This window comes from Mycobacteroides sp. CBMA 271 (assembly GCF_009729205.1).
In the GTDB taxonomy this organism is placed as follows: Bacteria; Actinomycetota; Actinomycetes; order Mycobacteriales; family Mycobacteriaceae; genus Mycobacterium.
The window spans coordinates 1-13,852 of sequence record NZ_VTHB01000001.1; the positions used below are offsets into that span (position 1 = coordinate 1).

Sequence of the window (13,852 nt, forward strand, 5' to 3'; positions counted from 1 at the left end):
TCGAGCGCCGCACCCCAAGCCCGCTGCGCCGCAACACGATCCTGCCCCGCCAACCACGTCACAAAACTGCGGTAGGGCGTCGCCGCGGGCAGTCGCTGCCCGTAGTACGCGGTGAACACTTCCTGCAACAAAATCGGCAGCGACCAGCCGTCGATCACGATGTGATGCGCGGTCAGGACAAGGCGGTGCCGATTCGCGCGGTCGCTATCAGAGCTGCCGAGCCCCGAGACCAGCGTCGCCCGGAACACCGGCTCGGTGCGAATTCGGCAGACCGCGGCACGCTCGGCGGCGCATAGCTGGTCCACCTTGCCGTCGGTATCACCACTCAATTCGACATGCTGCCAAGCGATTACAGGCTCGACCGCGATGACCTGCACGGGCTCCCCGAATTCCTCGCTAAATCGGGGAGCCAGATTCGGGTGTCGTTTCACCACGGTGTACACCGCATCGCGCAGCCGGGCGGCATCGAGTGGGCCGCTCACGGTGAGCGCAAGCTGCACCGCATACACATCATCGTCTCCGGAGTCGCCGGTCTCCTCGGCGTAACCCGCCTGAAAAAGCAGCCCTTGCTGCAGCGGAGTCAGCGGGAGCACGTCGGCGATCTCGCACTGCTGCACCAACACATCGATCTGCTGCTGGGTCAACCGTGCCGGCGCGAGATCCGACGGCGTCAAACCACCACCACCGGAACGCACATGCGAACAGATCCCCTTCAAAGCCTCGAACCACAGCTGGCTCAGTCGGCTGATTTGCGCATCCTCAATCGAAGGCGCCCAGGTCCAGTTGGCCTGCAACTGAGGCCCCGCTCCGGTGCTCGTTTCCATGACGCCGGCATTCAGTGCCACGGAATGAGCCAAGGCCAGCGGCACCGCAGCGGTGACCGCCGACGCCGACAGAGCATCGGGGCTCGGCAGCCATAACTCTCCCGGCAGGTCACCTACGCCGCCCAGCCGTCCCAGATAGTTGAATCCGATAACCGGTTCTGCCCCAACGAGACCCACTTCGGGGTTCGCGTACCTCAACAAGCCGTAGGTTATGCCCTCGGGTAACGCACGAAGCTGTTCCTTGGCGCCCTTGACTAGCGCGCCCAATGCGGGCTCACCGGCACTCACCTGTGTCCAGTCCAACCTGCCCAGGTTCAACGCGACCGGGTACTTGCTGGTGAACCACCCCACTGTGCGCGACAGGTCGACTGCCGAATTCGCACTGGTGGCCAGTTCCTCGTCGCGTCCATGGCCTTCCACGTCGATGCCGACCGGTGCGCCGGTGTTGCCCGACATCTGCGCCACCGCCAGGCCAAAGGCGATCAACAAAATGTCGCCCACTCCGGCGTGGAACGCGGCAGGAACTTCGCCCAACAACATGCGGGTGGTGTCCGCATCCAGGGAAACCGACATCGTGTGGGCGGTGGCATACGTGTCTGCCTCGGGACGCACGGCAGGCAGCAACGCGGGGGTCTCCGCCACCCGCTTCCAGGCCTCGGTATGTTCGGCCACCTCGGCGGTGCGCGCATGCTCATCGATCAGCGCCGCCCACTTGGCGAACGACGTGCCGCCCCGCGGCAGGGCCACATCCTCTCCGCTGCGGCGCTGCGCCCATGCAATGTTCAAGTCTTCCAACAGAATTCGCCAGGACACCCCGTCGACGGCCAGATGGTGAATCACCAAAGCCAACTGGCTGGCGCCGGGAACCCACACAGCGCTCAGCATCGAGCCGGAGGCAGGGTTCAGCCGAGAACGAGCCGCCACCAACGCCTCATCGGACAGCACATCCACCGTCTGCAGGCAGTTGCGCACATCCACCGCTCCCGACTCGGCGACGGTCAAGGACCCGTCTTCGGCACGCAACCGCAACATCGCGTGGCGGTCCAGAATCCCTTGCAGAACCACCACCACATCGGGTTCGGTGACGACTGACGGGACAGTCACGACCATCGTCTGATTGAACTGACCGGTGTCCCCCGGCACACCCTGCAGCCAGCGCATGATCGGTGTCGCAAGCACCTCGCCCAGGCCGTCGTCGGCCGCGTCGGCATCATCGGCGACCACCGTGGCCACGAGAGCCAATCGCGCCACGGTCTGCTCGACGAAGATGTCGCGCGGTCGGCACAGCACTCCGGCCGCGCGGGCTCGGGACACCACTTGCATCGACATGATGCTGTCCCCGCCCAGATCGAAGAACGAATCGTCCACGCCGACCCGCTCGAGGCCCAGGACTTGGGCGTAGACGGCGGCGAAGATCTCCTCGACCCCATTCGATGGCGCGCGATATGCGCCGGCGGCGATCTCAGGCGCCGGCAGCGCTCGGATATCGAGCTTGCCGCTAGTCGTCAGCGGAAGCGCGTCCACAGCGATAATCGCGGACGGAATCATGTAGGCCGGCAACCGACCACCCAGCGCGGCGCGAACCTGAGCGGAATCGACAGCCCGAGTGCTCGCGCCGGTGATGTAACCCACGAGGCGCTTGTCCCCGGGACGGTCCTCACGGACGATCACCACAGCCTGCTCTACCCCGGGGACGCCGGCGAGCACCGCCTGAACTTCGCCGAGCTCGATGCGGTTGCCGCGAACCTTGACCTGTTCATCGGCACGGCCGAGGTACTGCAGTGCGCCATGGGCGTTCCAGCGCACCAGGTCTCCGGTGCGGTACATCCGCGCACCCGGTTCGCCGAACGGGCAGGCCACGAAACTGCCTGCGGTCAATGCCGGACGGCCCACGTAACCGGACGCCAGCGCGGCGCCGGACAAATACAGCTCGCCAACCACCCCAATAGGGGTTGGCTTCAGCCCCGCGTCAAGCACCCACGCACACATCCCCGGAATCGGGGTGCCAATGCTCACGGGTTGCCCTGCCGCCAACGGCGCCGAGGTCGCCCAGATAGTCGCCTCGCTGGGACCGTAGGCGTTGACCAGTCGCCGGCCCGGCGCCCAGGCATCCACCAGCTCCCTCGGGCAGTCCTCACCTCCGGTGATCAGCGTGTCAAGCCCGTTCAGCTGCAACCGGTTTAGTGATGACAACACCGTGGGAGTCAAAATCGCCGCGGTGACCCGCTGGTCTTGCAAGAACTCGGTCAATGCGTCGGAGGCATATACGTCCCGCCCCGCCACCACCAACGCCGCCGCGGCGCCCACCGCCCACAACATCTCGAAGACCGAGGCATCGAAGGTCGGCGCTGCCACCATCAGCACCCGTGCGTCAGTGCCCAGCCCGAACAGCTCCCGTTGCGCAGCCGCGGACCCGAGCAGACCGGAATGGCGAACCGCGACTCCCTTAGGGGTCCCGGTGGAACCCGATGTGAAGATCACATACGCGGTGTTGTCCACCGTCAGCGCGGCCAGCCGATCGGTATCGGTGATCGGTTCCGCCGACCGCTCCGACACATCCAGACCGTCGACGCGCAACACCGGGCGCGTACCGGCGCCATCGACTTCGTCTGCCCCGCAAGTCAAAACGCACACGGCGGACACAGAGTCCAACACCGTGGCGACTCGTTCGACAGGATGCGCGCTGTCCACCGGCACGTATACACCGCCGGCCTTTGCGATGGCCCACCATGCGACGACTAACTCGGCGCACCGGTCCATGGCCACACCCACCGCACGTTGCGGGCCCACCCCCGCTTCGATCAGCACGCGCGCCAACCGCGTCGACCACTGGTCGAGCTCGCGATACGAGAGCTCCCGGCCACCGTCGACCACCGCCACCGCGTGCTGATCGGTGTCCATCGCCGCGGCCAGCAACTGCGACGCCACCCCCACCGGCGCCTGCGTGCCGGCTCCGGACGCTTCCGACAGCAGCAGTTCACGCTCACGCTGACCCAACAGTGGGACCGCACCCACCTCCACGGAGGCGTCGGCCATCAGGAAGCGGCCCAGGAGTGATTCCAAACGGCTTATATGCCTGTCGATTTCGTCGACGGTGTATCGGTCGGGATTCCAGGCGAACTGAATACGTGAGGTGCCGCCGCCCGGCCGCGCATGGATATTGACTGCGACGTCTTGGATCGGAAAGGTGGTCAACACGTTGACGACGGCCTCCGACGGCCCGAAACTGAACGCGTCTGCGAAGTCGAATACGTTGATCACTTGACCGAACTCGATGTTTGTGTCGCGGCGACCCGCGTCGGCGACCAACTCCGGCCAGCGCCGGAACTGCTGATGTCGCAGCGCGCCCACCACGGTGTGGGCGACCTGGTCGGTGAGTTCGCCAATGGTGTCGGCATCTTCGACAGTGACACCTAGCGGCACCAGATTCGACACCATGCCCGCACGTTTCTTCAGCGCTGCGGTAGTACGCCCCGACACCGGCAGCGAGAGCGATACCCGTTGGCGGCCTGTTGTTTTCGCAATGAAAGCGGCCAGCGATGCCACGACGCGGGCCACATCTACCTGGCCAAGCCCGTTCTGCGACAGCAGCCCATCGCATACGAGGTCACGCACCAGCGGGTGACGCGGCGACACCGACCGTTGCATACCGGCAAGGTCGGTGGTCTCCACCATGCCGTGCATGGCGGTCTTCCAGTATTCGAAATCGGCTTCGCTGCGAGCGGACTGTTGATACTTCAGGTCGGCGTCGCGGATCACAGAGAGTTCGGAGAAGACAACCTCGGTCTCACTCGCCGCCGATCCCGAATAGACCGCCGCGATGTGTCGGAGCAGATTGTTGGTGCCGTAGCCGTCCAGCAGAACGTGATGTGCGCGTAGGTAGAAGTACGACATGTTGTCACTGACCCGCAGCAGCGCGGTCTGGGTCAGCCGGTCGCTGAGGACATCGAATGGCTGACGGTATTCCGCGTCCATCCAGCGGCGGGCGGCGGCTTCCGGGTCGTGCTCGCTGCGCAGATCGACACAATGCATGGTCTCCGGAAACGAGCGGTCGACGACGAAGACCAGCTCGCCATCGACAACGCGTGGCCGCGCGCATGTCGTGGCGAACCGTGCCACTGCCGATTCACACGCAACGGTCAGCCTGTCGGCATCGACGAAATGATCGATCTCGAGAAATCCCGCGATGTTGTAGGGAACCTCGGGCCGCAATTGTTGGGCGACCCATATCGAACGCTGCGCGGCTGTCAGAGGTCCAAGAACGTCTGGCTGGGTTCCGTAATTGAGCATGAGGACGACGAACTCCCTACTTGGGCCTGCATACTGACGTCTGAAATTTCAGCGATGAGATCGCTTGTCGCGCAAGGCGAGCAGTTTCTCTACGCGAGCCTTTGAAGCAGACTCTTAGGCCGTATGTCGGTCCAGTGTTCATCGATGTACTCGAGACACGCCGCACGGTCGGCCCGGCCGTAGACCACCCGCCAGCCCGTCGGCGCTTCGACGAAGGAAGGCCAGAGACTGTGTTGGTCCTCGTCGTTGACCAGGACGAAAAAGCTGGCACTGTCATCATCAAAGGGATTGGTTTGCATGGATTTTCCTCATCATCACGATCCGAAAGCGACGGCGCCGCGGCCTCTGCCGGGCAGCGCCGGTTCTGCCGCCCCGAGATCATGTGTGGCCGTTGAGGTATCCCCCACGACGGAAGTACTCTTCGCCACTGCGCTCGACCCCGTCGGCACAGCGGATACGAGTGATCACCAGTCCTCGGTTGCCGACGCGATAGGCATCGGATCCGCACACCACGACCCCGCCTTCTTCCTGGACGATTACCCGGCCCGGCGTCCCGCCATAGCGGGCTTCGGAGATGCGGGCCTCGAGGACCTCGATTCGCTCCCCGTCGTAGTAGGTAAAAGCGCGGGGATACGGATCGGACAGTGCGCGCACGAATCGTTCAAGGTCCTCGGCCGGCCAGCTCCAGTCGACCGCACTGTCACGCTCCGAACGCTTGTGGCAGTAAGTCCGTTCGGACTTGTTCTGCGGACGCCAGACGGCGGTCCCGGACTCTAACGCGCTCAGCGCTTCGGCCAGCACGCCCGGAATGAGGTCCATACCCCGCAACACCAGTTCGGTACCGGTATCGGCGGGACCGATCGGCAGCGAGTGCTGCACCAGAATGTCACCGGTATCCAGTCCGCTGTCCATTCGGTGCACGGTCAATCCGAATTCGGACTCCCCGCTGATCAACGACCACAAAACAGGCGAAAAACCGGTGAATTTCGGCAGCAACGAATCATGAAAGTTCAGGGTGCCGTGTGGCGGGAAATCGTACAGTTCTACCGGCATCCGGTTGTACCAACTATTGACGACGATGACGTCCGGCTCGGCACCCTTCACCAAATCGATGGTTTCGGCATCGACCCGCTTCGTGAAATGCACGGGAATACCGTGCTGGCGCGCAAGATCATCAACCGGCCCTGACCAGATCGCCTTGTACGCGTCTTCGCTGGCCGGGTGAGTGACGGCAAGCGCGACATCGTGACCCAGATCGATCAGCGCCTGCAGGGTCCGATAACCCCAGGCCTGATACCCGAACGACACGATACGCATGCATAAACCCCTTTACCTCGTCATCGTCGGCCAGCGCTTGTGCCCGCTTCCGATTACGGGCCGCTGGCAAAACAGCTTAGGGATTTTAGAATGTTATGCAAGCCTTACCTAATTGAGTTACAATTCAGGTTTCGCCGTCCACCGCCAACGTGCGTGGCAGGAAAAGCGCGGGAATGACGGCGAGTATCGCCAACACAAAGGCCACCGAGAACACGGTCGTGTAGGCGTGCGACAGATGGACCGAGGAGTTATCTACACCGGCGTTTCGACCGACTTGATTGGTCAGCAGCACGGCCATCAACGCGGCGCCCATGGCGCCACCGACCTGATCGTTGACACTCAACAACGTCGTGCCCCGCGCGATCTGAGACTGCGCCAACGACTGCACACACGCCGAGAACAGCGGCGTCGAGGTTAAGCCCACGCCCATCCCGACGACCGTTAACCCGGCCAGGAGCGTCGACGTATCGTCCGCGTTCCTGGCCACACCAAACGTGAAAATGCCCAGACCCAGCGCAATCGCCGACAGGCCGAGCAAGACAAGCCTGCCGGGCCCACTCTTATCGGTGAACACCCCAGCCAGGGGCATGGTCAGCACGAGACCGATACCCATTGCCACCATCGACATTCCAGCCTGCATCGCAGTCTGATGCAGCACCACCTGGAAATAACTCGGGACGAGCAACCCGATACCGACAAAGGTGGCGGCAAATCCCAACTGCGTCACATTGGCCCATCTGACAACACGGTTCTCAAACAGCCGCAGATCAATGAGCGGGTAGGACGCGCGATTCCTGGTACGCACGACGAACACGACAATCGAGAGCACACCGGCGACGACCGGTATCGCGACATGGGGATCGGCCACGGATTCGCGACCGGGGATGGCTGACAGTCCCGCGAGCAGTGCCGCCACACCAGGTGACAACAGCAGCGCGCCCACGACGTCGAGCGCCTCTAAGCGTTCAGGACGATCCTTCGGAAACATGATCGCCGCCAACATGGTGGTGACGAGCCCGATAGGCAGGTTGATTAGGAAGATCCATTTCCAGCCGTAGTGGCCGATTAGCCAGCCACCCAGAATCGGACCGCCGATGGGGCCGAGCAAGAAAGGAATCGCGCCCACTGCAACGATCCGGCCTAGCCGCTTGGGACCCGCCGCACGGGTCAAGATCATGAAACTCAACGGCATCAACATGCCGCCACCCAGGCCCTGGAAGACTCGAAAAGTGATGAGTAACAGTATGTTTGATGATACTGCGCAAAGTACCGAGGCGAGGGTGAACGCCAGGACCGCACCCATGAAGAGCCGCTTCGTGCCGAACCGATCAGCCGCCCACCCCGTCAAGGGGATCACCATCGCAAACGCGAGCATGTACCCGGCAATCGTCCAGGAGACAACCGCCTGGCTAGATCCGAACTCGGCGACAAATGTGCGTTGCGCGACAGATACCGCCGTGCTGTCCAGGAAGGCCATCACACTGGCCAGACCGCACACTGCCGCGATTCGGAACAGCGCGGCGTCCAGCCGGTCGGGGTACCCACACCCACCCTCATCCAACAGCCTGGTGGGAGAGCTCGACACCGGAGGGGCGGGAGGCGCGTTGTCCATAAGTCAGCGAGTGTATGAGGTGCACGGCGTCAGTTGCGGGCTACCGTATGGCCGTCCGCGGCAGGCTATGTTCCCGGGACTGCCCAACGGTCCGACAGTGTCCGCCACCCGACCAACACCAACCGCAGCACCAGGAAAAGGGTGAGCCCGGACCAGATTCCGGCCAGCCCCCACCCGAAGGCCATCGACAACCACACCAGCGGCAGGAATCCCAACAACGCGCTAACCATGGTGGCATTGCGCATGAATCGCGCATCGGCGGCGCCCAGCAGCACTCCATCCAGCGCGAAAACGAGACCGGAAATCGGCAACTGACACACTAGGAACCACCACGGCACCTGCATCTGATGCAGCACCTCCGCGTCGGAGGTAAACAACCCCGGCAGCACCGGCTCCCCTCCAGCGAACAGCGCCGCCAGCACTACCGCGAACCCGAACGAGGACACCGTCACCCTGCGCGCCACCGACTTGGCCTCCGGCACCTGGCCAGCCCCTAGCGCGGCACCAACCAAGGTCTGCGCAGCGATCGCCAGCGAATCGAGAACCAGCGCAAGGAAACTCCATACCTGCAGCACTACCTGATGCGCCGCGAGCGCCGCCGCGCCAAACCGGGCCGCTACCGCCGCGGCGCTGATGAAGCAGGCCTGGAAGGCCAGGCTGCGCACCAGCAGATCGCGGGCCAACACCAGCTGCGCGCGCAGCAGGGGCGGATCCATCCGCAGCGGGGCGTGTTCGGCGTACAAGGCACGGAGGAACAGGATCGCGGCCAACCACTGCCCTACCAGGTTTGCGACGGCAGAACCGGCCAGCTCCATGCGCGGAGCTCCGAGCAGCCCGTACACCAGCACCGGACACAACACCGCCGAGATCGCAAAGCCGACAAGGACATACCGCAACGGTCGGACCGTGTTCTGTACACCCCGCATCCATCCGTTGCCTGCCAGCGACACCAGGATTGCCGGCGCTGCGAGGATGGCGATACGCAACCAGGTAAGGCCCTGCGCGGACACATCGGGCGCCGCGGCGATGGCCCGCACCACCGGCGCGGCCACCGCCTGCACGGCGAGCATCAGCGCGACACCGATGAGCAGTGCCAGCCAGGTGGCCTGCACGCCCTCGTGCACCGCCCCGGTGCGATCACCGGACCCGAACAGGCGCGCCGCACGGGCCGTCGTGCCGTACGAAAGGAAGGTCAGCTGGCTGCCGACGAGCGAAAGCACCAGTCCCCCAACAGCCAAACCCGCCAATGGCACCGCCCCCAGACGGCCGACCATGGCGATATCAAAGAGCAGATACAGCGGTTCGGCGGCCAGCACGCCCAGGGCGGGCAGCGCCAGCGTCGCAATCCGCCGCGCCGAAACCTGCTTCACACCTGCTCCCCACGTACGCCGAGAACGCACTCACGTACAGAAATTCGGTCAATCATGTACCTGAGTGCGTTGTCGTCGAAAGCGATTTAGTCAAAGGCGCGAAGCAGGGCCGCCACTACGTCGTCGACCGGTCCGGTCGCCGAGAACCCGGCGGCCAGCCGGTGTCCACCACCACCGAAGGTGGCCGCTGCCGCCGACACATCTACCGCGGAGCGGGCGCGCATCGAGACCGACCAATGCTGCGGCTCGATCTCCTTGAGTACCACCGCAACCTCGGCCTCGGTGGTGGTGCGCACGATGTCGACAATCGACTCGACCTCTTCGGCCCGCGCGGCGGACCACACATCGTGGGTGACAACGGCGTAGACCAGTCCCGCACCCCCGACAGCATCGGGTTCCAGCTGTGCGGTGGCCAACACTTGCGACAGGATCGGCAGCCAAAGGAACGGATGCGAATCCATCAGCGTGCGGCCGATGTTCACGCCGTCAGCCCCCAGGTCCAGCAGGCGGGCCGCCAGCCGATGCCCATCCGGCGTGGCCCAGCGGAATGACCCACTGTCGGTCACCAGGCCGGCATACAGGCAATGCGCCATCTCGGGGGTGATCTTCACTCCCCAGACGTCGAGCAGGCGGGCCACCATCATCGTCGTCGAATCGGCGTTGATATCAACGTAATTTGCGGTTCCAAAGAGCTCGTTCGACGCGTGATGGTCGATAACCAGCACCGGGATGTCCCCTTCGACGAACTCGCACAGCCGCCCCAGTCGCCGCACACTCGGGCTGTCGACCGTGACCACCAGATCCGGGTCAGTCCGCAATTCGTCCGGACGCACCAGCAGGTCGACACCCGGCAATGTGCCCAGCGACTCGGGAGGTGTCGCCGGTGCCCCGAAACTCACCTGGACGTCAGTTCCCTTGGCCACCAACGCTTGCCCGAGGGCCAAACCACTGCCCACCGTGTCCGCGTCCGGGTGCACATGGCAGATGATCGTCACGGTCCTGGCCTCGGCCAGGACCGCCACTGCACCCTCCGCGTCTACGCGTGCTCCCAACGCACCCGTCTCAATCGGGACTGCGCTCATCGTCCTCGTCATGCGCACCCTCCGCGGAAGCATCCTCCGGCGAAGCCTTGTAGGGATCGGCGTCTCCGGCATGGACTGCTCCCTGCCGAACCTCGGAGAGCGCGGCATCGGCCGCCCGGGTGCGGTCCAGCAGCTCCTCCATGTGCCGGGAGGACTCGGCCATCGTGTCCAGCACGAAGGTCAGGGTCGGGGTGAATCGCACACCCGTCCCTGCCCCCACTTTGGTTCGAAGCACACCCTTTGCCTTTTCCAGCGCAGCCGCCGCGCCGGGATAGTCCGGCTCGTCGGACAGAGTCTGCCCCATCACGGTGTAGTACACGGTCGCATCGTGCAGATCGTTGGTCACCCGGGTATCGGTGACCGTGACCATCGTCAGCCTCGGGTCTTTGATCTCGTACTCGATCGCTGAGGCGACGATGGCTCCGATCCGCTTGGCCAACCGGCGTGCGCGGGCGGGATCTGCCATCAGACCCGTTCCTTCTCCCGAAGTTCGTACGCCTCGATGACGTCGCCTTCCTTGATGTCGTTATATGTCAAGGTCAGACCACACTCGTAACCGTCGCGGACCTCGGTGACGTCGTCCTTCTCCCGCTTGAGCGACGAGATGGTGACCGTCTCAGCCACCACCACGTTGTCGCGCAGCAGTCGGGCCTTCGCGTTGCGCCGCATGATGCCGGACTGCACGAGACAACCCGCGATGTTGCCGACCTTGGACGACCGGAAGATGGCACGGATCTCGGCACGGCCAAGCTCCACCTCTTCGTAGACCGGCTTGAGCATGCCCTTGAGCGCGCTCTCGATCTCGTCGATGGCCTGGTAGATCACCGAGTAGTAACGGATATCCACACCCTCGCGGTTGGCCAGCTCGGTCGCCTTGCCCTCGGCCCGCACATTGAAGCCGATGATGATGGCGTCCGAGGCCGAAGCCAGGTTGACGTTGGTCTCGGTAACACCACCGACACCGCGGTCGATGACGCGCAACTGCACCTCGTCGTCGATAGCGATACCTAGCAGCGCCTCTTCCAGGGCCTCGACCGTACCGGCGTTGTCGCCCTTGAGGATCAGGTTCAGCTGGCTGGTTTCCCGCAGCGCGGCATCCAGATCGTCCAGGCTGATGCGCTTGCGGCTACGGGCGGCCAACGCGTTGCGCTTACGCGCACTGCGCCGGTCGGCGATCTGCCGGGCGATCCGATCCTCTTCGACGACGAGCAGGTTGTCACCGGCACCAGGTACCGAGGTGAAGCCGACGACCTGAACCGGACGGGACGGCAACGCCTCTTCGACGTCTTCACCGTGCTCGTCGACCATGCGCCGCACGCGGCCATAGGCATCGCCCGCGACGATCGAGTCACCGACACGCAGCGTGCCGCGCTGGATGAGCACCGTGGCCACCGGGCCGCGACCGCGGTCCAGATGGGCTTCGATCGCCACACCTTGGGCTTCCATATCGGGGTTGGCTCGCAGATCCAGAGCGGCATCGGCGGTCAGTAGCACCGCTTCCAGCAGAGCCTCGATGTTGGTGCCCTGCTTCGCCGAGATGTCGACGAACATGGTGTCACCACCGAAGTCCTCGGCCACCAAGTTGTACTCGGTGAGCTGAGCCCGAATCTTGCCCGGGTCGGCACCTTCCTTGTCAATCTTGTTGACCGCCACCACGATCGGCACATCGGCCGCCTGCGCGTGATTGATGGCCTCCACCGTCTGCGGCATGACGCCGTCGTCGGCGGCAACCACCAGGATCGCAATATCGGTGGCCTTCGCACCACGGGCACGCATGGCGGTGAACGCCTCGTGACCAGGCGTATCGATGAAGGTGACGAGGCGCTCGTTGCCGTCCAGCTCGGTCAGCACCTGGTAGGCACCGATGTGCTGGGTGATGCCGCCGGCCTCGCCCTCGCGGACGTTAGCCTGCCGGATGGTGTCGAGCAGTCGGGTCTTGCCGTGGTCGACGTGACCCATGACCGTGACCACCGGTGGCCTGGTCTGCAGGTCCTCTTCGCCGCCCTCGTCCTCGCCATAGGTGAGGTCGAAGGACTGCAGCAGTTCGCGGTCCTCATCTTCGGGCGAGACCACCTGCACGACGTAGTTCATCTCGCCGCCCAGCAGCTCCAGGGTCTCGTCACCCACAGACTGGGTGGCGGTCACCATCTCGCCCAGGTTGAACAGCGCCTGCACCAGCGATGCCGGGTTGGCGTCAATCTTCTCGGCGAAGTCGCTCAGCGAGGCACCGCGTGCGAGGCGGATGACCTCGCCGTTGCCGTGCGGCAACCGGACGCCGCCGACGACAGGAGCCTGCATGTTCTCGTACTCGGCCCGTTTCGCCCGCTTCGACTTGCGCCCACGCTTCGGGGCACCGCCGGGACGGCCGAACGCACCGGCCGCGCCACCGCGCTGTCCGGGACGGCCACCGCCGCCACCGGGGCGACCACGGAAACCGCCAGCGGCTCCTGCGCCGGGAGGACCGCCTGCGGGGGCACCGCCACCGGCACCGCCACCGCGGTAGTTACCGCCACCGCCACCGGGGCCACCTGGGCGACCGCCACCGGGGCCACCGGGACGACCACCACCGGGACGAGGAGGACCACCGGGACGCGGCGGGCGCGGCCCCATGGATCCGGGCGACGGCCGTGGCGGCATATTGCTCGGGGTCGCGCCAGCGGGACGCGGTGCCCCACCGGGGCGCGGCGCCTGCGGGCGCGGGATCGGACGCTCGACAGGCTGCGCCGAGGAGAACGGGTTGTTGCCGACGCGCGGCACTCGTGCGCCGGGCTTGGGGCCGGGTACCGCACCCGGGCGCGGTGCCGGGGCCTCAGCGGCCGGTCGCTCAGCGGCGCTTGGCTCGGGCGCCGGGGCTGGTGCTGGTGTCGGCGCTGGTGTTGGCGCTGGCGCGGCCGGAGATGCGGCCGGAGGTGCAGGAGGCGCCGCCGGGGCGGGCGTCTCGATAACCTGCTCAGCAACCTTCTTTGGCGCCGGCTTCGGGGCCCCGGGCTTGGGACCGGCCTTCTTGGGTGCAGCCGCGGTGTCTGCAGCCGCACCATTGGACGCCGCAGCCGCGGGCTTGTCGCCGCCAAATGACTCACGAAGACGCCGCGCGACGGGGGCTTCCACCGTCGATGATGCGGACTTAACGAATTCGCCCTGATTGCTCAGTCGGGCGAGAACTTCTTTACTGGTCACACCGAGTTCTTTTGCTAACTCGTGTACCCGGGCCTTGCCTGCCACTGCTCTCCTGTCTGCGAGGCAGCGGCTTCAGGCGCCGTACCTCGTGTTAGCTGTGATGGACGATCATCATCGACGCTTCACGGTGTGCTCATTGTTTGTCGTTGCCAATCTCTTGGTATTGCTCAACATGTTCGA

The 13,852-nt window shown here is 64.9% G+C and carries 8 protein-coding genes; all 8 read right to left on the reverse strand.

Annotated elements, in window-relative coordinates:
* A partial coding sequence (locus FZI91_RS00005; RefSeq protein ID WP_155936728.1) for a non-ribosomal peptide synthetase occupies positions 1–5,114 on the reverse strand: 5,114 nt, incomplete at its 3' end.
* A gap of 89 nt (positions 5,115–5,203) precedes the next feature.
* On the reverse strand, positions 5,204–5,413 hold the full coding sequence (locus FZI91_RS00010; RefSeq protein WP_155936729.1) for an MbtH family protein: 210 nt from the start codon (positions 5,411–5,413) through the stop codon (positions 5,204–5,206).
* Positions 5,414–5,492: 79 nt separating this feature from the next.
* A complete protein-coding gene (locus FZI91_RS00015) occupies positions 5,493–6,431 on the reverse strand; it encodes a methionyl-tRNA formyltransferase (RefSeq protein ID WP_155936730.1) in 939 nt (312 codons plus the stop codon).
* 124 nt (positions 6,432–6,555) lie between these two features.
* On the reverse strand, positions 6,556–8,043 hold the full coding sequence (locus tag FZI91_RS00020) for a DHA2 family efflux MFS transporter permease subunit (RefSeq protein WP_155936731.1): 1,488 nt from the start codon (positions 8,041–8,043) through the stop codon (positions 6,556–6,558).
* A gap of 65 nt (positions 8,044–8,108) precedes the next feature.
* Positions 8,109–9,413 carry an MATE family efflux transporter gene (locus FZI91_RS00025; protein WP_309224217.1) on the reverse strand — a complete coding sequence of 435 codons (1,305 nt, stop codon included), beginning with the start codon at positions 9,411–9,413 and terminating at the stop codon, positions 8,109–8,111.
* Between the two features lie 86 nt (positions 9,414–9,499).
* Positions 9,500–10,495, reverse strand: coding sequence for a bifunctional oligoribonuclease/PAP phosphatase NrnA (locus FZI91_RS00030; protein WP_155936732.1), 996 nt, complete (start codon positions 10,493–10,495; stop codon positions 9,500–9,502).
* Positions 10,476–10,961 carry a 30S ribosome-binding factor RbfA gene (rbfA, locus tag FZI91_RS00035; protein WP_155936733.1) on the reverse strand — a complete coding sequence of 162 codons (486 nt, stop codon included), beginning with the start codon at positions 10,959–10,961 and terminating at the stop codon, positions 10,476–10,478. Before rbfA ends, FZI91_RS00030 begins: the two co-directional genes overlap by 20 nt.
* A complete protein-coding gene (gene infB / locus FZI91_RS00040) occupies positions 10,961–13,717 on the reverse strand; it encodes a translation initiation factor IF-2 (RefSeq protein WP_162526732.1) in 2,757 nt (918 codons plus the stop codon). Before infB ends, rbfA begins: the two co-directional genes overlap by 1 nt.
* Positions 13,718–13,852: the final 135 nt, after the last annotated feature.